The sequence below is a fragment of the Curtobacterium flaccumfaciens pv. betae genome (assembly GCF_026241855.1).
In the GTDB taxonomy this organism is placed as follows: domain Bacteria; phylum Actinomycetota; class Actinomycetes; order Actinomycetales; family Microbacteriaceae; genus Curtobacterium; species Curtobacterium flaccumfaciens.
The window spans coordinates 2,957,452-2,976,576 of record NZ_JAPJDC010000001.1 but is presented as its reverse complement, the minus strand read 5'-3'; the positions used below and the strand labels follow the sequence as shown (position 1 = coordinate 2,976,576).

Annotated in this window: 18 protein-coding genes and 1 tRNA gene; 12 read left to right on the top strand and 7 right to left on the bottom strand. The window is 70.9% G+C overall.

The genetic code is table 11. The features are described from left to right. The first annotated feature begins 96 nt into the window (after positions 1–96). Positions 97–567 (top strand): BLUF domain-containing protein, encoded by a 471-nt coding sequence (locus ORG17_RS13950; protein ID WP_051596847.1) that lies wholly within the window; start codon positions 97–99, stop codon positions 565–567. 71 nt (positions 568–638) lie between these two features. After that, the gene (locus ORG17_RS13945; protein ID WP_051596848.1) at positions 639–1,247 is read left to right on the top strand and encodes a ScbR family autoregulator-binding transcription factor; all 609 of its coding nucleotides are present in this window, start codon (positions 639–641) and stop codon (positions 1,245–1,247) included. 43 nt (positions 1,248–1,290) lie between these two features. Here ORG17_RS13945 and ORG17_RS13940 read toward each other — a convergent pair whose 3' ends face one another. From ORG17_RS13940 to ORG17_RS13930, 3 genes are all read right to left on the bottom strand, one after another. Then, positions 1,291–1,719: a BLUF domain-containing protein gene (locus ORG17_RS13940; RefSeq protein ID WP_017888306.1), complete on the bottom strand. Its 429-nt coding sequence runs from the start codon at positions 1,717–1,719 to the stop codon at positions 1,291–1,293. A gap of 76 nt (positions 1,720–1,795) precedes the next feature. After that, a complete protein-coding gene (locus ORG17_RS13935; protein ID WP_027466102.1) occupies positions 1,796–2,950 on the bottom strand; it encodes an AI-2E family transporter in 1,155 nt (384 codons plus the stop codon). Between the two features lie 10 nt (positions 2,951–2,960). Beyond that, a complete protein-coding gene (locus ORG17_RS13930) occupies positions 2,961–4,178 on the bottom strand; it encodes an MFS transporter (protein ID WP_214526762.1) in 1,218 nt (405 codons plus the stop codon). 68 nt (positions 4,179–4,246) lie between these two features. Between ORG17_RS13930 and ORG17_RS13925 the strand changes: the two genes are divergently transcribed. Genes ORG17_RS13925 through ORG17_RS13915 form a run of 3 tightly spaced genes read left to right on the top strand, consistent with a single transcriptional unit; the run spans position 4,247 to position 6,297 of the window. Continuing rightward, positions 4,247–4,981, top strand: a complete 735-nt coding sequence (locus tag ORG17_RS13925) for an MSMEG_4193 family putative phosphomutase (RefSeq protein ID WP_214526763.1) — start codon at positions 4,247–4,249, stop codon at positions 4,979–4,981. A gap of 33 nt (positions 4,982–5,014) precedes the next feature. After that, entirely contained in the window at positions 5,015–5,542 is a 528-nt protein-coding gene (locus ORG17_RS13920) for a DUF3090 domain-containing protein (protein ID WP_027466105.1), read from the top strand. Next, complete coding sequence (locus tag ORG17_RS13915) at positions 5,539–6,297, top strand: SCO1664 family protein (protein ID WP_214526764.1); 759 nt, start codon at positions 5,539–5,541, stop codon at positions 6,295–6,297. The genes ORG17_RS13920 and ORG17_RS13915 overlap by 4 nt, the downstream gene beginning before the upstream one ends. 70 nt (positions 6,298–6,367) lie before the next feature. On the opposite strand, the gene ORG17_RS13910 is transcribed toward ORG17_RS13915, so the two are convergent. Further along, positions 6,368–8,386, bottom strand: coding sequence for a vWA domain-containing protein (locus tag ORG17_RS13910; RefSeq protein ID WP_214526765.1), 2,019 nt, complete (start codon positions 8,384–8,386; stop codon positions 6,368–6,370). Beyond that, entirely contained in the window at positions 8,379–9,764 is a 1,386-nt protein-coding gene (locus ORG17_RS13905) for a MoxR family ATPase (protein ID WP_214526766.1), read from the bottom strand. Before ORG17_RS13905 ends, ORG17_RS13910 begins: the two co-directional genes overlap by 8 nt. A gap of 210 nt (positions 9,765–9,974) precedes the next feature. Between ORG17_RS13905 and ORG17_RS13900 the strand changes: the two genes are divergently transcribed. From ORG17_RS13900 to ORG17_RS13885, 4 genes are all read left to right on the top strand, one after another. Further along, positions 9,975–11,429, top strand: coding sequence for an MFS transporter (locus ORG17_RS13900; RefSeq protein ID WP_371836744.1), 1,455 nt, complete (start codon positions 9,975–9,977; stop codon positions 11,427–11,429). Positions 11,430–11,598: 169 nt separating this feature from the next. After that, on the top strand, positions 11,599–12,279 hold the full coding sequence (locus ORG17_RS13895) for a GntR family transcriptional regulator (RefSeq protein ID WP_214526767.1): 681 nt from the start codon (positions 11,599–11,601) through the stop codon (positions 12,277–12,279). Between the two features lie 201 nt (positions 12,280–12,480). Then, a complete protein-coding gene (locus ORG17_RS13890; protein WP_250892299.1) occupies positions 12,481–13,752 on the top strand; it encodes an LCP family protein in 1,272 nt (423 codons plus the stop codon). A 436-nt stretch (positions 13,753–14,188) separates the two neighbouring features. After that, positions 14,189–14,278 (top strand) — tRNA-Ser (locus ORG17_RS13885). Positions 14,279–14,344: 66 nt separating this feature from the next. On the opposite strand, the gene ORG17_RS13880 is transcribed toward ORG17_RS13885, so the two are convergent. Continuing rightward, positions 14,345–15,535 (bottom strand): MFS transporter, encoded by a 1,191-nt coding sequence (locus tag ORG17_RS13880; RefSeq protein WP_214526769.1) that lies wholly within the window; start codon positions 15,533–15,535, stop codon positions 14,345–14,347. Between the two features lie 127 nt (positions 15,536–15,662). On the opposite strand from ORG17_RS13880, the gene ORG17_RS13875 reads away from it, so the two are divergent. From ORG17_RS13875 to ORG17_RS13865, 3 genes are all read left to right on the top strand, one after another. Beyond that, positions 15,663–16,112 (top strand): MarR family winged helix-turn-helix transcriptional regulator, encoded by a 450-nt coding sequence (locus ORG17_RS13875; protein WP_214526770.1) that lies wholly within the window; start codon positions 15,663–15,665, stop codon positions 16,110–16,112. A 73-nt stretch (positions 16,113–16,185) separates the two neighbouring features. After that, positions 16,186–17,187 carry a type IV toxin-antitoxin system AbiEi family antitoxin gene (locus ORG17_RS13870; protein ID WP_214526771.1) on the top strand — a complete coding sequence of 334 codons (1,002 nt, stop codon included), beginning with the start codon at positions 16,186–16,188 and terminating at the stop codon, positions 17,185–17,187. 148 nt (positions 17,188–17,335) lie between these two features. Then, the gene (locus tag ORG17_RS13865) at positions 17,336–17,983 is read left to right on the top strand and encodes a hypothetical protein (RefSeq protein WP_214526772.1); all 648 of its coding nucleotides are present in this window, start codon (positions 17,336–17,338) and stop codon (positions 17,981–17,983) included. Between the two features lie 38 nt (positions 17,984–18,021). Here the strand turns inward: ORG17_RS13865 and ORG17_RS13860 are convergent, their stop codons facing one another. Continuing rightward, complete coding sequence (locus tag ORG17_RS13860; protein WP_214526773.1) at positions 18,022–19,026, bottom strand: LacI family DNA-binding transcriptional regulator; 1,005 nt, start codon at positions 19,024–19,026, stop codon at positions 18,022–18,024. Between the last annotated feature and the right edge of the window lie 99 nt (positions 19,027–19,125).

The following is a 19,125-nucleotide window of genomic DNA, read 5'->3' as shown; positions in this document are numbered from 1 at the left end:
CCGACACCCCGCCCGTCGTCCGCATGCCGCACCCTCCGGTGCGGTGTGCGGACGACGCGTTGACCGTGCCGCCGACCACGATCCAGACTGCAGGAGATGACTTCGCTCACCTCCCTCGTCTACATGTCCGTCGCCGTCGACGACCTGACCGACGACCAGCTGGTCGCCATGCTGCGCGAGGCGCGGCTCCGCAACCACGCGCTCGGCGTCTCCGGGCTCCTGCTCGCCAAGGGCGGCCGCTTCATGCAGGTGCTCGAGGGTCCGGTCTGGAGCGTCGAGGACCGCTTCGCCGCGATCGAGCGCGATCCGCGGCACACCGGCGTGAAGTCGCTGTCGCGTGAGTCCATCAGCACGCGTCGGTTCGACGGCTGGGCGATGGCGTTCGGCAGCCCGACCGGGGACGAGCTCCGTGACGAGCCCGGGTTCAGCACCTTCCTCAGCGACCGCACCGGTCTGCCGACCGGGGTGGCGGGCACGCCCGCCGACTGGCTGCTCCGCTGGTTCCGTGGCCGCGACCTGCAGGACCTGCCCGAGGAGCGCATCACGCTCGGCCGGCACGCGGCCTGAGCCGCACCACCCCTCGGACTGGAGGCGCGGTGCCAGCTGGCACCGTCCCTCCAGACCGACAGACTGGTCCCGTGGAACGACGTGAGCAGATCCTGGTGGCCGCGGCGGAGGAGTTCGACCGCGTCGGCTTCGCCGGCGCGACGATCGCGGGCATCGCCCGCACGGCGGGCGTCTCGCAGGGCACGCTGCACTTCCACTTCCCGACGAAGCTCGCCCTGGCGCTCGGCGTCATCGGCGAGCAGAACGCCCGCACCTTCGACGTCGTCAGCCACACCGACAGCTCGCCGGTCGCCGCCCTGATCGGAGCGTCGCACGGCATCGCCGACCTGCTCCGGACCGACCCGATCGTGCGGGCGGGCATCCGGCTGTCGCTGGAGCGTGGCGAGTTCCAGACCGCGACGCTGAGCTTCTACGAGCAGTGGATCGGCGGGATCGTCGACGTGTTCCGGTTGGCGATCGCGAGCGGGGAACTCCGGACGGACCTGACCGCGGAGCAGCTCGGCTCGACGGTGGTGCCCTACTTCACCGGCGTGCAGCTCGTGTCCGACGTCCGGACGCGGCGCACCGACCTGATGCCGGCGGTGGCGACGATGTGGCGCGTGGTGATCGCGGCGACGGCGGACCCGAAGCACCGCGACCGGCTGCTCGCCGTCGTCGAGGACGCGTTCGGCACCGATTGAACCGCTGGGTACGGCGCGGGCGGAGTGCGTCGCTGCCGGCGGGTCAGAGGTCGTGCAGCTCGCGGTCGCGGAACCACTTCAGCAGCCAGGCAGCACTGGTCCGGTCGAACGAGCGCGGGAAGTCCATCGTGCCCGACAGGAAGGGACTGAAGCCCGCTTCGGACCGGATGTCCGAGTCGTCGAGCGCGCGGTAGGCCATCGACCAGCCGTCGAACCGTCGGCGCTCGATGTCCTCGCGCACGAGTGACTTCACCTCACCGTGACGGCGGTCCTTCGCGATCACGTCGTACCGGTCTTGCACGCTCCACGCCGGCCCCTCGAGCAGCTGCATGAACCGGCCGCCCTTCGCGAGCAGGAGCCCGGAGACCCCGAGCGCTTCGTTGCGCAGCCGTGACTCCGCGAGCAGCACCGCCATGGCCTGGTCGTCGAAGGGGACGACGGCACGGCTCATGTAGACGATGGAGACGAGCACTCCTCCATCCTGCTGGGTGGAAGGCCGCTGCGCGAAGCGGATGTCCGCAACGCGCCTCACGGATCGGCGCTGCGGATCAGCCCTGCGGCAGCTCGTGCGCGGTGACGTCCTCGTTGCGCTTCTTCCGCCACGGTCGTGCCGGGGTGTTCGGGCCGTCCCACACCAGGATCGCGCCCCAGGCGGCGGCGATCAGCGGCACCGAGATGATCGCGCCGGTGATGCCGGCGAGGACGGTGCCGGCGGTCAGCCCGATCAGGATGACGAGGCCGTGCAGCTTGAGGGTGCGCCCCATCAGGACGGGCTGCAGCAGGTTGCCCTCGAGCTGGTTCACCAGCACCACGATGCCGATCACGATGAGTGCCTGCACCGGACCGAGGGCCACGAGCGCGACCAGGGCGGCGAGGATGCCGGCGGCGGTGGCACCGACGATCGGGATGAACGCGGTGATGAAGACGATGACGGCCAGCGGCAGGGCGAGCGGGACGCCGACGATGGCGATGCCGACTCCGATGCCGATCGCGTCGACCGCCGCGACCGTGGCGGTGCCGCGGACGTACCCGCCGAGGGTGGAGACGACCCGGTCGCCGACGCGACGTGCTCGGGCGTAGCGCTCACCGGTGAAGGGGCGGAGCAGGAACTCCCAGATGCTCGGGCCGTCCTTCAGGAAGAAGAACAGCACGACGATCATCAGGACGAGCCCGGTCAGGAAGTTCGCGGTCGCCGAGGCTCCGGCGAGGGCACCGGAGCCGAACTGCGCGCTCGTGACGAAGTCGGACGCCGACGCGACCGCGTCGTCGATCTGCTTGTCCGAGATCGAGAACGGCAGGTTCTTCGCGAACTCCTGCAGTTGCTGGAACCCGTCGACTGCCGACTTCTGCAGCTGCGCCCACTGGTTCTCGACGGCGACGACGATGAGCCAGCCGATCAGCCCCAGGATCGCGAGGACGCCGATGAGCACCGCGAGGGTGGCCAGCACGGACGGCACCCGGTGCTTGCGGAGCCACGACACCACCGGGTGCATGGCCGACGCGATGATGAGCGCGAGGAGCACCGGGATCGTGACGACGCTCAGGATGTTGCTCGCCCAGACGACGCCGGCGACGACCACCACGACGATGATGAGCTGCAGGCACCGGGTCGCGAAGTGCCCGGCGGAGTCGGACCACGCGGCCTGGACCCTGGACGGAGCGGCTGGGGTGATCGGGCGTGGAGCGTCGCGGAAGAACGGCATGCCCGAGACGCTACCGACCGGACGGCCGACGCGCCGGTTCCGCCGGCTCGATCGTCCGCCCGGTGTCCCGTCCCCGCGTCGCCGGGGCGACCACGAACGCCGCGACCAGCAGGACCAGGGGCACGAGCATCGCCGTCTGCAGGCCGAGGTGCTCCCCGACGAAGCCGAGCAGCGGCGGCCCCACCAGGAACGCGATGTACCCGGCCGTGGCCACCACCGACACCCGGCGGTCGCCGTCGGTGGGGTGGTCGCCCGCGGCGGAGATCGACAGCGGGAACCCGAGGGCGATGCCGAGCCCCCAGACGCCGGCGGCCGCCGCGGTGACGACCGGACTCGGTGACAGCACGACGAGCAGGACCCCCACCGCACCGACCGCGGCACAGACCCGGACGACCGGGGCGCGACCGAACCGGGCGACGAGCGGGGTGCCGGCCGCACGACCGATGAGCATGGCGAGGGCGAACCCGGTGAACACGAGGGACCCGACGGACTCGGGGGCGTCGTGGTCGGTGGTCATCAGCAGCGGGAGCCAGTCGCTCGCGGCACCCTCGGCGAAGGCCATCGCCAGGGTGATCACGGCGATCATGGCGAGCTGCACGGTGAGGACGGAGCGGCGGGCTCCCCGACGGGTGCCGCGGGCAACGGCAGGCGCATCGGTCGGTGTCTCACGGGGCACCGGCCGCAGGTTCAGCGCAGCGAACACCGCCAGCGCGGCCATCACCGCGGCGCCGACGAGCAGGTGCACCCGGACCGGGGTCCCCGCCGCCGTCATGGCGATGCCGACGACCCCACCGACCACGCTGCCGAGGCTGAAGCAGGCGTGCAGCACCGGCACGACCGGTCGCCCGATCTGCCGTTCGACCGCGGCGGCCTCGACGTTCAGCCCGATCTCGGCGACTCCCGCCCCGAAGCCGATCAGGAACAGCCCGACCCAGACCCCGGCGGCGACCTGCGCCGGGGCGAGCAGCGCGACGAGCACCATGCCGACGACGGGCAGCGCGCCCCCGAGCAGGATGAGCGGGCGGTTGCCGAGCCGCCGCACCAGGGCTCCGGCGCCGAGGATCCCGATCATCGACCCGATCGACAGCCCGAGCAGGACGAGGCCCATCGCCTCGATCGAGGCACCGAGCTCGTCGCGGATCGCGGGCGTCCGGGTGATCCACGTCGCGATCCCGAACCCGGTCACCGTCGACGTGGCGAAGAGTGCGAGTCGATGCCGCCCGGCCATGCCCCCATCTGATCGGTCCCCGGGCGGCCCGTCAAGGGCGACCGCGTCCCGCGCCTAGGATCGGGCGCATGGCGACCGTCCTCCTCGTCCGTCACGGACGCACCACCGCGAACGCCACCGGCGTCCTGGCCGGACGCACCGCGGGCGTGCGACTCGACGCCGTCGGCCGCACCCAGGCCGAGCGGACCGCGGAGCGCATCGCCGCGGTGCCCGTCGTCGCCGTGGTGTCGAGTCCGCTCGAGCGCTGCCGGCAGACCGCCCGCGCGATCCTGGACAGACAGACCGACCGGCCGGCCGGGCCACCCGCCTCGCTGATCGAGCGGGCCATCACCGAGGCCGACTACGGGGAGTGGCAGGGCCGGAGGCTCGCCGACCTGGCGAAGGAGCCCCTCTGGCGCACGGTGCAGGCGAACCCGAGCGCCGTCGTGTTCCCCGGTGGTGAGTCCATGCAGACGATGCAGTCCCGGGCCGTCGCGGCCGTTCGTCGCATCGACGCCGAGGTCGAGGCGGAGCACGGACCCGGTGCCGTCTGGGTCGCGGTGAGCCACGGCGACATCATCAAGAGCGTCCTCGCCGACGCGTTCGGCATGCACCTGGACCTGTTCCAGCGCATCGGCGTCGGCCCGGCCTCGGTGTCCGTCGTGCGCTACGGCGAGCACCGCCCCGAGGTCGTCGCGACGAACACCGAGTCCGGTGACCTGTCCTGGCTGCGCACCGCCCCGGCACCCAGCGGGGACGCCGCGGTCGGCGGCGGCGCGGGCAACCCGGCACCCGACGCGCCCGCGGGTCCTGCCCGACCCTGAACGGCCGGAGCCGAGCGCTCCTACAATGCGGGTATGCCCACCATCGTCCACGGCTTCGACTGGCCGGACCGCCTCGTCGTCGGCACCATCGGCCGTCCGGGTGAGCGCGCCTTCTACATCCAGGCCCGCTCCGGTCGGCGCGTCACCAGCGTCGCGCTCGAGAAGGAGCAGACCGCCGTGCTCGCCGACAAGATCGACGAGCTCCTCGACGAGGTCGCGACCGTCGACGACAACCGCTTCAGCGTGCCGCCGTCGGTGCCTGCCGAGCTCCGCGACCCGGAGCCGCTCGACCAGCCCGTCGAGGCCGAGTTCCGCGCCGGAGCCCTGAGCCTGGGCTTCGACCCGGCCACCGCGCAGGTCGTCATCGAGGCGTACCCGATCGACGACGAGGTCGAGATCGTGTCCGAGGAGAGCGAGGACGGCATCGAGATCGAGGCCGTCGTCGAGATCCCCGAGCCCGCCGAGCTGTTCCAGGTGAAGATCCCGGTCGGCACCGCCCGGGCCTTCGTCGAGCGCACGCGCGAGGTCGTCGCCGCCGGTCGTCCGCCCGGCGACGCATGAGCGACGGCTCGCTCTCCGTCCGGGCGCGCATCCGCGAAGCGTCCAACGCCACCTTCCTCGCCGAACTCGACGGTGCGACCGTCGTCTACAAGCCCATCGAGGGCGAGCGCCCGCTGTGGGACTTCCCGGACGGCACGCTCGCCGGCCGCGAGATCGCCGCGCACCTGGTCTCCGAGGCGTTCGGCTGGGGGGTCGTGCCGCCCACGTGGATGGGGGACGGTCCGTTCGGGCCCGGCATGGTGCAGCGCTGGCAGGACGTCGACCCCGAGCAGGACGCCGTCGACCTGGTGACGCCGGAGCTCGCCGAGGCAGCGGATTCGCCCTGGCTGCCCGTGCTCGAGGCCATCGACGAACACGACCAGCCCGTCACGCTCGTGCACGAGGACTCCGAGGCCCTGCGCCGGATGGCCGTCTTCGACGTCGTCGTGAACAACGCCGACCGCAAGGGCGGGCACGTGCTGGCGATGCCCGACGGCCACCGCTTCGGCGTCGACCACGGGCTCACCTTCCACGTCGAGCACAAGCTCCGGACGGTCCTGTGGGGCTGGATCGGGGAGCCCCTCGGTCCGGACGAGCTCGAGGGCCTCGACCGCGTGTCCGAAGCCCTGCGCGGTGGTCTCGGCGACGAGCTCGCCGAGCACCTGACGGACGAGGAGATCGACACGCTCCGGGCGCGCTGCGGGGCCCTGCGCGCCGTCGGGATCTTCCCGCCGCCACCCGGTCACGGCCCCGCCGTGCCCTGGCCACTGTTCTAGACGCACCCGACAACGGACTGGAGGCCCGTGGCGGTCTCGCCACGGGCCTCCAGTCCGTTTCGTGTGGGCTTCAGAGCCCCCAGTCGTCGCGGAAGAGCGCGCCACCGGCCCCGCGACGCGAGCCGAGGTACGAGCCGACCACGGCGACCCCGAGGTCGTCGTTCTCCGGTGCCACGACGCTGCCGTCCACCCGCTTCGCCATCGCGTCGATGAACCGGGCGAGCCCCGGGTCCTCACCGAGCCGGAAGAACGTCGTCTGGGCGCCGAGGCGTCCGGCGTTCTCGAGCTCCCGCACGGTCAGCGCGATCGTCACCGGGTCGGGTGGGTAGTCGAACCAGACCTGCCCGTTCGGCTCGAGGTGCGACGTCGGCTCGCCGTCGGTGACGATGAGGAGCACCGGTTGGGCCGTGGGGTGCTTGCGGAAGTGCCGGTTGGCGAGCAGCAGGGCGTGGTGCAGGTTCGTGCCCTTGTCCCACATCGCGTCGAGACCGACGAGCTGTTCGACGTCCATCACCTCGGCCTCGCGACCGAAGGCGATGAGCTGCAGGTCGTCGCCGCGGAACCGGGTCGACACCAGGGTGTGCAGCGCGAGGGCGGTGCGCTTCATCGGCACCCAGCGGTCCTCCATCGCCATCGAGAACGACGTGTCGACGAGCAGCGCGACGCAGGCCTGGGTGCGTGCCTCGGTCTCCTGCACCTCGACGTCCTCGATGCTCAGGTGCACGCCGGCACCCTGTCGACCGCTGGCCGCCGTCCGCACCACGGCGTTCGTGATCGTGCGGGGGATGTCCCACGGCTCGGTGTCGCCGAACGCCCACTGCCGCGACGCTCCCGAGGGTTCGCCCGCGGCGCCCGAGCGACGGAGGTCCCGCGCGCCCTGGCGACCGGACATCCGCTGGGCGACGTCCTTGAGCAGGCTCTTGCCGAGCTGCCGCATCGCCTTCGGGGTGAGCCGGAGCTGCCCGTCGGCACCGCGGCGCATCGCCCCGGAGTTCCGGAGCGCCTGCTCGAGGCGCTGCAGGGTCTTCGCGTCGACGGCCGCCTCGTCGCCGAGCTGCCGGGACAGCGCGTCGAGGTCCAGGTCGTCGAGCTCCGAGCCCGGCCCGGACTGGGCGAGCTGGTCGGCGAGGGCGTCGAGGTCCGCGATGTCCTGGAACACCCCGGTGCCGTCGCCCAGCCCGAGGCCCTGTTCGCCCTCCATGCGCTCGGATCCGCCCCAGTCCTCGCCGGGACGCAGCGCGCGCAGGGTGTCGTCGAGCTGGGACAACTGCCCCATGAGGTCGGGGGAGCCGAAGGCCTGCTGGGCGAGGGCGTCGAGTTCGTCCCGCTGCTCCTGGGTCATCGAGTTCCGCATGCGCTGTGCCGCGGCCGCGCGGGCTGACAGGTCGTCGAGCAGCTCGTCGACGTTCGCCGGGTTCGACGGGAAGTACTCCCCGTGCTGGTCCATGAAGTCGTCGAACTGCTGCCGGGTGTCCTCGCCGCGGGCGTGCGCCTCGAGCAGGGCGTTGAGGTCCTGCATCATCGCGCTGACCGCGGTCCGGTCCTGGTCGGTGGCACCCTCGAGCGCCTGCTTCATGCCGGCGAAGCGCTGGTCGAGCACCTCGCGGCCGAGCAGGTCCTTGATCTCGTCGTACTTCTGGCGCGCGGTCGGGCTCGTCCAGTCGTAGTCGCCGAGTTCCTGCACCGCGGCGGCGGGAGAGGGCGACAGGCTGTCGAGCTGCAGTTCGGCCAGGGCCCGGTCGCCGTCGTCGAGGTCGACGTTGCGGGCGAGCTCCCCGCGCTCGGCGAGCAGCGCCTGGTCCAGGAGCTCGCGCACCTGCTGCAGGGTGCCGTCGAGGTTGTTCTTGCTCGTCAGCTCACGGCGGCGCTCGGCCACCCGTCGGGCCAGGTCGTCGAGGCCGCGCTGCGTCCGGCCGCCGCGTCGCAGGAACTCCCGCATCGCGCGCTCGGGCGACGTGCCGCCCATCACGTCCTGCCCGATGGCGTCGAGCGCCTCGGCCAGGTCGACCGGGGCGGCGAGCGGGTCGGGTCCGTCGGTGTACCGGCCGTACCGGGTGTCGCGCGTCAGGCGCCGGTTCTGCCTAGCCATAGACGGCTTCGCCCCCGCCGGACTCCTTGCTGATGCGCCGGGCCAGGAACAGGCCCTCGAGTGCGAGCTCGATCGCGCCGGCGCGTTCGCCGTCGTTCGTGGCACCCATCCGGTCGCACACCTGGTCGTACAGGTCGGACTCGCCGATCGACGGCAGGCCTTCGAGGAACGCCCGGGCGCTGACCTGCTCGCCCGTGGTCACCATCGTTCCGCCGTCGAGCGCGTCCACGAGCACCGCGAAGTCGAGACCCTTGAACCGGGAGCGCACGGTCTCGGCGGTCGCGGTGCGGAGCAGGTGCTCGAGGACCTCGTCGGCCCGGTCCTCTTCGCCGTTCTCGAACTCGATCTTGCCGCCGAGGACGTCCACCGCGGTCTCGAGGTCGATCGGCCGCGCGACCGCCTCGTCCTCGCCCTGGCGTGCTGCGCGGTGCACCGCGGCGGCGGACACCGTCTCGGCACCGGCGATCGCGAACCGGGCGCTCACACCGCTGCGCTGGTCGACGGCGCTCGAACCACGCAGTGCCCGGGTGAACCGGGCCAGGATCTCGATCAGGGCGTCGGGGACCTCGGCCGTCAGCTGGGCCTCCTGCCGGATGACGGCGATCTCGTCGTCGAGCTCGATCGGGTAGTGCGTGCGGATCTCGGCGCCGAAGCGGTCCTTCAGCGGTGTGATGATCCGCCCGCGGTTCGTGTAGTCCTCGGGGTTCGCACTCGCCACGACGAGCACGTCGAGCGGCAGACGCAGCACGTAGCCGCGGATCTGGACGTCGCGCTCCTCCATCACGTTGAGCATCGCGACCTGGATGCGTTCGGCCAGGTCGGGCAGTTCGTTGATCGCGACGATGCCACGGTGCCCGCGGGGGACGAGCCCGAAGTGGATGGTCTCCGGGTCGCCCAGGCTGCGGCCCTCGGCGACCTTCATCGGGTCGACGTCGCCGATCAGGTCGGCGACGCTCGTGTCCGGTGTCGCGAGCTTCTCGACGTAGCGGTCGTCGCGGTGCCGCCAGCTGATCGGCAGGGCGTCGCCGAGGTCGTCGGCACGCCGGATGCTCGCGGTGGTGATCGGCTCGTACGGGTGCTCGCCGAGCTCGGAGCCGGTGATGACCGGTGTCCACTCGTCGAGCAGGCCCTGCAGGGTGCGGAGCATCCGGGTCTTGCCCTGGCCGCGCTCGCCGAGCAGGACCACGTCGTGGCCGGCGATCAGGGCGCGTTCGAGCTGGGGGATGACGGTGGTCTCGAAGCCGTGCAGGCCGGGCCACGGATCGGTGCCCTGGCGCAGGGCGGTGAGCAGGTTGTCGCGGATCTCGGCGCGGACCGTCTTCTGGACGTGACCAGAGGTGCGGAGCTCGCCGACCGTGCGGATGTCAGGTCGGGTCACGTTCTGGACGTTACGCCTTGTCGGACGGGAGGCCCGTGGCGGGGCCCGCCACGGGCCTCCCGACCGTCCGCTTGTGGGTTTCCATCGCACTTGCGATCATTGAGATCCCGGCGACGGAGCCGGATTCGAAGTAGGGGGATCCGGCTCCGCCCCCGGTTGCTCGTTCCGCATCTGAACCACATCGGCGATCTCGGCGTACGGTCCCATCTCGTGAGCAGCGCGAACGCAACCATCAAGAGCCTGGTGCCCGCCAGGATGGACCGCTTGCCGTGGACCCGGTTCCACTGGAGCGTCGTCGTCGGACTCGGCGTGTCCTGGATCCTCGACGGTCTCGAGATCCAGATCGTCTCGAACGCGGGCTTCCAGGCGGACCTGAACCTGTCCACGCAGCAGGTGACGTCCCTCGGCACGATCTACCTGGTCGGCCAGGTCGTCGGTGCCCTGGTGTTCGGGCGCATGTCCGACCGGTTGGGGCGCCGCAAGCTGTTCATCCTGACGCTCGCGATCTACCTGGTCGGTTCGGGCATCGCAGGCCTCGCGCAGGACTTCTGGTTCCTGGCGGCCTTCCGGTTCGTCGCGGGGTTGGGCATCGGCGGTGAGTACGCGGCGATCAACTCGGCGATCGACGAACTCATCCCGGCGAAGTACCGCGGGCACGTCGACATCGCCATCAACGGCACGTACTGGGGCGGTGCGGCACTCGGCGCGTTCGCCAACATCTACCTGCTCGACACGTCCTACTTCGCCGAGAACATCGGCTGGCGCATCGGGTTCTTCCTCGGCCCGGTGCTCGGCATCGCGATCATCTTCCTGCGACGGCACATCCCGGAGAGTCCCCGGTGGCTGATGACGCACGGGCGCGAGGAAGAGGCCGAGGCCACCGTCTCCCGCATCGAGGAGTCGGTGGAGAAGGCGACCGGCAAGCCCCTGCCGGAGGTCGACCAGTCGAAGGCGATGACCGTCACGCCGACCGACCGCGTCGGGTTCCTCGCCATCGCGCGCGTGCTGCTGAAGCAGTACCCGACCCGCACGCTCGTCGGCGCGACGATGATGATCACGCAGGCGTTCCTGTACAACGCGATCTTCTTCACCTACGCCCTGGTCCTGACGAACTTCTTCGGCCTGAAGACGGCGGAGACGGCGGTCTACTTCTTCCCGTTCGCGATCGGCAACCTGCTCGGCCCGATCATCCTGGGGCGCTTCTTCGACACCTGGGGTCGTCGCCAGATGATCTTCCTGACGTACCTGGTGTCCGGCCTCGTGCTCGCCACGTCGGCGTTCCTGTTCCGGGCCGACGCGATCTCGGCGACGGTGCAGGTCGCGTTCTGGTGCGTCTCGTTCTTCTTCGCCTCGGCCGGGGCATCGAGCGCCTACCTGACCGTCAGTGAGATCTTCCCGCTCGAGCTGCGGTCGCAGGCCATCTCGTACTTCTTCGCCCTGGCGCAGATCTTCGGTGCGGTCGCGCCGGCCATCTACGGCGCCTTCATCGGTGACGGGTCGTCGCGGGAGCCGCTGTTCTGGGGGTACTTGCTCGGATCCGCGGTGATGATCGGCGGCGGCGTGGTGGCCCTGATCTTCGGGGTCGACGCCGCGCGGAAGGGGCTCGAGGACGTCACCCAACCACTCTCGGTGCTCACCGGGGACGCGAAGTCCGACCGGAGGTGAACCCGGCGGCGGCGGTCTGACATTCTGTATTCAGAGTGTTTAGCGCCGCCGTCGCAGCGCTGTCACTGTGCGTGCATGGCACTCCTCCACAGCACGACACCGGCGACCACGATCCACGGCAGCGACCGCCCTCGCCTCGGGGGTGCCGCCCGTGCGTGAACCTGGGGTGATGGAGCACACTCCCGCCCGAACCGGGGCCGACGGCCTCGATCCCCACGGCCTGCGCCGCAGTCTGCTGCGCGACGCGGTGTTCCTGCGACTGCTCGACAACGTCCTGCGGGGGGAGTACCGCCGTGGGCAGCGACTGCGGCTCGACACCCTCGCATCGGACATGCGGGTGTCGCGCACACCGGTGCGCGAAGCCCTCGTGACCCTCGAGTCCCTGCAGCTGGCCAGCGTGCAGCGGTACGTCGGTGTCGTGATCGCGCAGTGGTCGGTCGACCAGATGATCGAGCGACTGCGGATCGCCCAGGCCCTGCTCGTCGATCCGCCGTCGAACTCCGTCGGGTACCACGACCGGTTTGACAAGGCGTGGCTGCGCGAGTGCTGGACCGAAGCCGGTGCCTTCGTCGAACTCGGGGCCTGGTACCTGCGGCGGCGCGGGTCGTCGGTCAGCGGTGACTGGTTGCTGTCGCAGCGCATCGTGCTCGACATGTTCTTCACCGACGACGTCGCCCTGGCGAACGGGATCGACGCCGTTGTGGACCGGCGACGACGGGTCGAGATCGTCGAACGGGCCGCGGACGCCGCGGAGCGAGACGCCCTCGACGACTGCGCCGCGGCGCTCCTCGACCTGTCGTCGGCCCTGATCGCGCTGCCGGACCGCTTCCGGGTGGTCGTGTCGGCCTGAACCGGCGGCGGCTGCGGATCCGCTCAGGTCCGCGTCCGCCGCCGTGGTCCGCAGGTCCCGCCGCCGAGCAGTGCGCGGTGGCGGTGCCCCTCGCACTGGATCGTCAGGCAACGTCGTGGCAGCCTTGACCGGTTGCCGTCCCCGGCGTGTCCACCGACGACAGGAGTGCCCGTGAACGACGTCCGCGATCGATCCCACCGCTTGAACCGAGCACCCGGGATCGCACGGCACGGACGTCTGCGGCGCTCGAGCCCCCTCGCGACCGCTGCCAAGACGGTGTCCGCCGTCGTCGCAGTGGCCCTGGTGAGCTCGGTCTCGGTGACGGCGATCGCGGCGAAGCAGGTCACGGACGACCTCGGTGACGGCGTGGAGATCCAGGGCCAGCCCGCACCGCAGGCGCAGGGCGGTGCGAAGCCGCTCAGCGCCTTCACGGGCGGGTTCAACATGCTCGTCGTCGGCACCGACAACGACCCCGACCAGAGCGCGGCGTTCGGGGAGCGTGACGCGACCCTCAACGACGTCAACATCCTGCTGCACGTCTCGGCCGACCACACCAACGCGACCGCGGTGAGCATCCCGCGCGACCTCGTCACGCCGATCCCGGCCTGCAAGAAGACCGACGGCACGGGCACGGCCCCGGCGATGGCCGCGCAGCCGATCAACACCTCGTTCGGCGAGGGGGGCCTGAACTGCGTCACGCAGACGGTCGCCGGGCTGACCGGACTCGACATCCAGTACTCGGCGGCGGTGTCCTTCAAGGGTGTCATCGAGATGTCGAACGCGATCGGCGGCGTGCCCGTCTGCGTCGCCCAGCCGATCACCGACTCGTACACCGGGCTGAACCTGCCCGCCGGCACCTCGACCCTGCAGGGCGACGAGGCCCTGGCCTTCCTGCGCACCCGGCACGGGGTCGGCGACGGGTCGGACCTCGGCCGGATCTCGAGCCAACAGGTGTTCCTGTCGTCGCTGCTCCGCACCGTGAAGTCGAACGACACCCTCGGTTCGCCGGCCCGCCTGTACAAGCTGGCCCGGGCGGCGGCGTCGAACATGCAGCTGTCCCAGAGCCTGAACGACATCGGGACGATGGTGCAGATGGGCCTGGCGCTGCGGGACCTGCCGCTGGCGCAGGTGAACTTCGTGCAGTACCCGGGCACCACGGGCGGCACCGGTGTCTACGAGGGCAAGGTCGAGCCCACGACGTACCTGGCCGACCGGCTGTTCGCGAAGATCAAGGCCGATCAGTCGTTCTCCCTCGGGGCGGACAGCACGGGCATCGGGTCCGAGACGAGTCCGACGCAGCCGACCGCGGCACCCTCGTCGCCGGCCGCTGCGCCGGAGCCTGCCACGCCGGCGACCCCGGCGGCGCCGTCGTCCGCTGCCCCGCGCACCCCCTCGGCGACGCCCGAGACCATCGACGGACTCGAGGGGCAGTCCGCCGACCAGCAGACCTGCTCCAAGGCGTTCGGGTACTGAGGCGCGGCGCGGTCGGTCGGTTGCTTGCCGTCCCCGAGTCTCGGCTGAGCGGACTCTTTGCGGCCTGCAGCACCGGCGAACTGTCCACGGGGACGAGTCTCGGCTCGGTACGTGCCCGCCGCCGAACGCAGAAACGGGGGCGCGGTGGTGGGCCGCGCCCCCAGGGGAGTCGCTCCCCGCCGGGCGCCACGCGATCGGGCGCGCCGGGCCCGCACGGGGAACGACGTCGGGTGCTGTGTCGCGACGACGGGGACGAGCCCCGGAACGTGATTGCCGCGTCCCGATGATGCTATGCAGTGGGGTACGCCCCGACAACCCCCACGTGTCCCCACTTCGGGGGACCGAGTATGACGGGTCGTGCCACGCGCGGGCGTGCGTCGGGTCGAGAGTGGCGCGGTCCTCCTGTATGGTGGTCGCAGCGCTCGCGAGAGTGCTTGGAGACGTCGCATAGTCCGGCCGAGTGCACCACCCTGCTAAGGTGGAGTCCCCTTTGAGGGGACCGAGGGTTCAAATCCCTCCGTCTCCGCACCACACGAAAGCTCGGTCCGATCGGACCGGGCTTTCGTCGTTCCTGGCGCCCGAAGCGCTCGCGTCAGACCGTCGCGATGCTCCCCGTCGTCGTGGTTCGCACTCCCGCGCGCGCCCGACGCACCGCGCCCATCGCCACGAGCGTCAGCACCACGGCCGCCAGGGTGATCCCCGACCCCGCCCAGATCGGCGACGTGTACCCGAGCCCGGCGGCGATGGTCAGGCCGCCGATCCAGGCCCCGAGCGCGTTGCCGAGGTTGAACGCGGCGATGTTCGCCCCGCTCGCCAGGGTCGGCGCGTGGTCGGCGTACTGCATCACCCGGGTCTGCAGGGCCGGGACGGTCGCGAACCCGAACGCCCCCATCAACACGAGGGCGATCACGGTGAGCACCGGCGAGGTCGCGACGAGGGCGAACGCCGCGAGCACCACGGTCAGGACGACGAGCACCACGAGCAAGGTGCGGTCGATCGAGCGGGCCGCGAGCTTGCCGCCGGCGAAGTTGCCGACGAACAGCCCGATGCCGAACACGATGAGCAGCCACGGCACCGCCGACGACGGGAACCCGGACACCGAGGTCAGCGTGTACGCGATGTAGGTGAAGGCGCCGAACATCCCGCCGTAGCCGAGCACGGTCATGCCGAGCGACAGCCAGACCTGCCCGGACCGGAAGGCGCTGAGTTCGCGGGCGAGCGACGGGACTTCGGTGGAGCGGACCGCGGGGACGAGAACGAGGACGCCGATCAGGGCGACGACACCGATGGCCGCGATCGCCCAGAACGTCGCACGCCAGCCGGCGGCTTGGCCGAGGAAGGTGCCGAACGGCACGCCGAGCACGTTCGACGCGGTGAGCCCGGTGAACATCAGGGCGACGGCCGAGGCGCGCTTGGACCGCTCGACCATGTTCGCGGCGACGACCGAGCCGATGCCGAAGAACGCTCCGTGGCACAGGGCGGCGATGACACGGCCGGTCATCATCGCGCCGTAGGTCGGGGCGATCGCGGACAGGGTGTTGCCGACGATGAACAGCACGAGCAGCCCGAGCAGGACGGGCTTGCGGGGGAGCCGGGTGGTCGCGGCGGTGAGCCCGAGGGCCCCGACGATGACCGCCAGGGCGTACCCGGTGACGAGCCAGCCAGCGGTGGTCTCGGTGACGCCGTAGTCGGCCGCCACCTCGGGCAGCAGGCCGGTGATGACGAACTCGGTCAGGCCGATGCCGAATCCGCCGAGTGCGAGGGCGATGAGTCCCGCGGGCATGGATGTCCTTCCGTCGTGCAGCTGTGCCGCGTACGCTGGTTGTTGCAGACGCGGGACATCGATAGTTGCACACGCGGGGTATCCGCGCAAGCAACTGTTGCCGTCTGCACCGACCGAAGGAGCCCCGATGTCCGTCGACGACACCTCCACTGCTGTCCGCGCCCACGGCTGGCGCACCCTGGCGGCACTGCACGGCCTGATCGAGACGCGCCTGGAGCGGGACCTCCGGCAGGTCGACCTGTCCGTCGTGGAGTTCACAGTGCTCGATGCGCTGCGCCGGCAGGATGGCTTCCACATGCGCATGCAGCAGCTCGCCCGCGCGGCGGCCCTCAGTCCGAGTGCGACCACCCGGCTGGTGAACCGGCTCGAGGAGCGCGCCCTGCTGACCCGCGTCCTGTGCGCCGACGACCGTCGCGGGCTCTACACGGAGCTCACGCACGCCGGGCAGGTCCTGCTCGAGCGTGCGACGCCGATCCATGCCGCGGCGCTCGAGGGCGCTCTCGCCGAGGCGCACGAGGTCCCCGAACTCGCCGACCTGGCCGAGTCCGTCGAGCGGCTCGAAGGTGTTCCGGCCTGATCCACTCCTGGTGTTCATTTTTCCGACTCGTTCAATTAGATTGAACGTCAGTAAAAAATGAACGAGGAGCGGCATGGACGACCGGATCGTGTACGAGACCACCGCGCGGCTCCGCGAGTACGGCTTCGACGTAGCAGCCTCGATGGAGCCTGAGGGGTTCGATGGCTCTGCTCTCTGGGACGCCGTACTCACACGCGAGGGCGACCCGAGCTGGCGGTGGCCGGTGGACATCGCACTTCTCGAGCCGCTCACGATGGATTCCCTGCGACGGGCACCCTGGAACGTGAAGACGACACCGACGTTGCTGGTCGGTGCGAAGATCTCAGCCCGGACCGCAGAGCAGTTCCGATCGCTCGGGACTTGCTTCGTCGACGTTGCTGGCAACGCGTTCATCCGGCACGACGGTGTGCTCCTGGACGTGCGGGGTCGGACGGGACAGGGTGCGCTCGAGGAGCGCGCGGTGAGCAGTCGAAACGTGAACCTCTTCAGCAACCGACGAGCGCAGGTCCTGTTCGTCCTGCTGACCTGGCCGGGGATGATGTCGGCGCCGCGTCGGACCATCGCAAGGGTCGCAGGTGTGTCCGTCGGGCTCGCCAGCGAGGTCGTCGACTCGCTGAGGGCATCCGGGACGGACGAGGCAGACCTCCGACCCGGGAGTGCAGCCCGCGAGCAGCTCATCGACCAGTGGTCGGCCGCGTTCGCCTCGGGTCTCGGAGCTGAGAAGCGAGCGAGGGCCTTCGCCGGCCAGACCCTCGAGGTCCGGCCGGTGGACGGGGTGGAGGTGTTCCGGAGCGGTGAAGCGGCAACCGCGTGGTTGCGGCCCGAAACACTGTCACTGTGGGTTCGGCCATGGTCGTCGGCGCTCGCGCTCGAGAACCGTTGGCGTGCCGGGGCCGCGCCGAACATCTGGGTGCGGGAAGCCTTCTGGACCGACCCGCGGCCCTATCCGTCCGGAGTGAGGACGGCACCGCCACTGCTCGTGTACGCGGAGCTCATGGCTGCTGGTGATTCTCGCTCGCAGGAAGCAGCGGCCAGGGTCCGCGCGGAGACGGGACTCGTCGATGCACTCGGATGAACGTCTCGACATCGTCGATCACGTCGTCCGAGACCTCGCGGGTCGACAGGTCGACCCGGCGCGCCTCATGGTCGTCGGCGCGGAGGCCCGCGACCGACTCCATCACGTCGGGTTCGGTCGAACTGACGCCGTGCGTGCGACGTCCGACGTGGATATCGCAATCGCCACCGACGATTGGCAGACGTACGAGGACGTCGTGGCGACGTACCCGCGGACCGGTTCCAACGGCGTGCGGTTCATGGTCGCCGACACGGAAGTGGACTTCATGCCATTCGGCAGGATCGAGGATCCCGACGGTGTGGTGACGCCGGCCCTGCGCCGCGAGCAGATGAGCGTGTTCGGGATGGCCGATGTCTTCAGCGCGGGGATGTGGGTCGAGCTGCCGAGTGGGCACCGTGTCCGCTTCCCCACCGTCGCTGGGTACACGCTGCTCAAGCTGCGCGCCTGGGTGGACCGTGGACACGCCAACGACCGTGACGCACAGGACCTTGCGCTGGCGGTGGACTGGTACTGCGAAGACGAACGGGTCCGGGATGCATCCTGGAACGACGATCGGATCGAGCTCATGGAGGAGTACGGGTCCAACACGGACCACGTCGCCGCTCGTGTACTCGGGCGGGAAGCCGCCGCGATCGTGTCGCGACCCCGCGCACGCGAGCTCGACGCACTCCTGGAACTGCGCCCGATCGCAGCGAAGCAGTTCGTGTTCTCCTCGGTTCGGAACATGGCACTCGCCGAGCGCGAGGCTCGGATCGAGGCACTCGCCGCCGGGTTCGCTGAGGTCGCTCGGTCCTGACCCGACGGCAGCGAAGGCGCTCAACCGAGCGGCGAAGTTCAGAGGCGCGGCGGCCCCGTCGTCGACCGCACGACGAGCGTCGGTGGCACGAGTGTCCTGATCGGATCCGTCGGCGTCCCCGCTGCGGCGCCGATCCGCTCGACCAACCGCGCAGCCGCCAGGCGCCCCACCTCGTCGTTGTGCGGGTCGACCGTCGTCAGGCGCAGCAGGGGTGACGCGGCGAGCGGGGTCTCGTCGTTGCCGATCACCGAGACGTCCTGCGGCACGCGGAGTCCGGCTTCCTGCACGGCGGCGATCGCGCCCATCGCCATGACGTCGTTCGCGGCGAACACCGCGGTCAGGGCGGGGTGCTCCCGGAGTGCGAGCCGCATGCCCTCGTAGCCGGTCGTCTCCGAGGTCGGGCCGGAGCCATAGACCAGCGGCTCGATGCCGGACGCGGCCAGCTGCGCGACGGTGGCCTGACGGCGGACGGCAGCCGGGCCTCCCGAGCCGGTGACGTGGGCAATGCGGCGGTGACCCAGGCCGATCAGGTGATCCGCTGCCAACCGCCCGCCGGCGGCTTCGTCGGAGGCGACCACGTCGAGTCCGCCCGGTACGTCCTCGCGCGCGCCGGCGATCACGACCGGGGTGTCGGCGGGGACGACGACGTCGGGGAAGCCCTCGGCGGCGAGCACCACGCCGTCGACCCGCAGGGAGACCAGGTCGTCGAAGGGCGAGGAGTCGAGGTGGGCGTTGGCCCGGGTGTCTGCCAGGGTGAGGCGGAGTCCGTGCGGGGCGAGGGCCTCGCGGATGCCGTCGAGCATCGGGACGTACCAGGGGTTGCGGAAGTCGTCGACGATGACCCCGATGGTGCGGGTCCGGGTGCCGGCGAGGATGGCGGCGGCGCGGTTCGGGCGGTAGCCGAGCTCTGCGACGGCGGCGAGCACCGCGGAGCGGCGGGCCGGGGAGACCCCGGGATCGTCGCGCAGCACCATCGACACCAGGGACTTCGAGACGCCTGCGCGTGCGGCGACGTCGATGATCGTCGGCGGGCGAGGGGTCACGCTGGGCCTTTCCGGCACGGTGCTTGACAGGACATGGGCTGGTGCGGCTACAGTCTACCGACACGTTCTGGAACGTTCCAGAATCGGGATCCAGCGACC

Coding starts and splice junctions, on each gene's coding strand:
- ORG17_RS13950 (WP_051596847.1), top strand. CDS start 97: ATGACTTCGCTCACCTCCCTCGTCTACATGTCCGTCGCCGTCGACGAC.
- ORG17_RS13935 (WP_027466102.1), bottom strand. CDS start 2,950: ATGCCGTTCTTCCGCGACGCTCCACGCCCGATCACCCCAGCCGCTCCG.
- ORG17_RS13930 (WP_214526762.1), bottom strand. CDS start 4,178: ATGGCCGGGCGGCATCGACTCGCACTCTTCGCCACGTCGACGGTGACC.
- ORG17_RS13925 (WP_214526763.1), top strand. CDS start 4,247: ATGGCGACCGTCCTCCTCGTCCGTCACGGACGCACCACCGCGAACGCC.
- ORG17_RS13920 (WP_027466105.1), top strand. CDS start 5,015: ATGCCCACCATCGTCCACGGCTTCGACTGGCCGGACCGCCTCGTCGTC.
- ORG17_RS13915 (WP_214526764.1), top strand. CDS start 5,539: ATGAGCGACGGCTCGCTCTCCGTCCGGGCGCGCATCCGCGAAGCGTCC.
- ORG17_RS13910 (WP_214526765.1), bottom strand. CDS start 8,386: ATGGCTAGGCAGAACCGGCGCCTGACGCGCGACACCCGGTACGGCCGG.
- ORG17_RS13895 (WP_214526767.1), top strand. CDS start 11,599: ATGGAGCACACTCCCGCCCGAACCGGGGCCGACGGCCTCGATCCCCAC.
- ORG17_RS13880 (WP_214526769.1), bottom strand. CDS start 15,535: ATGCCCGCGGGACTCATCGCCCTCGCACTCGGCGGATTCGGCATCGGC.
- ORG17_RS13875 (WP_214526770.1), top strand. CDS start 15,663: ATGTCCGTCGACGACACCTCCACTGCTGTCCGCGCCCACGGCTGGCGC.
- ORG17_RS13870 (WP_214526771.1), top strand. CDS start 16,186: ATGGACGACCGGATCGTGTACGAGACCACCGCGCGGCTCCGCGAGTAC.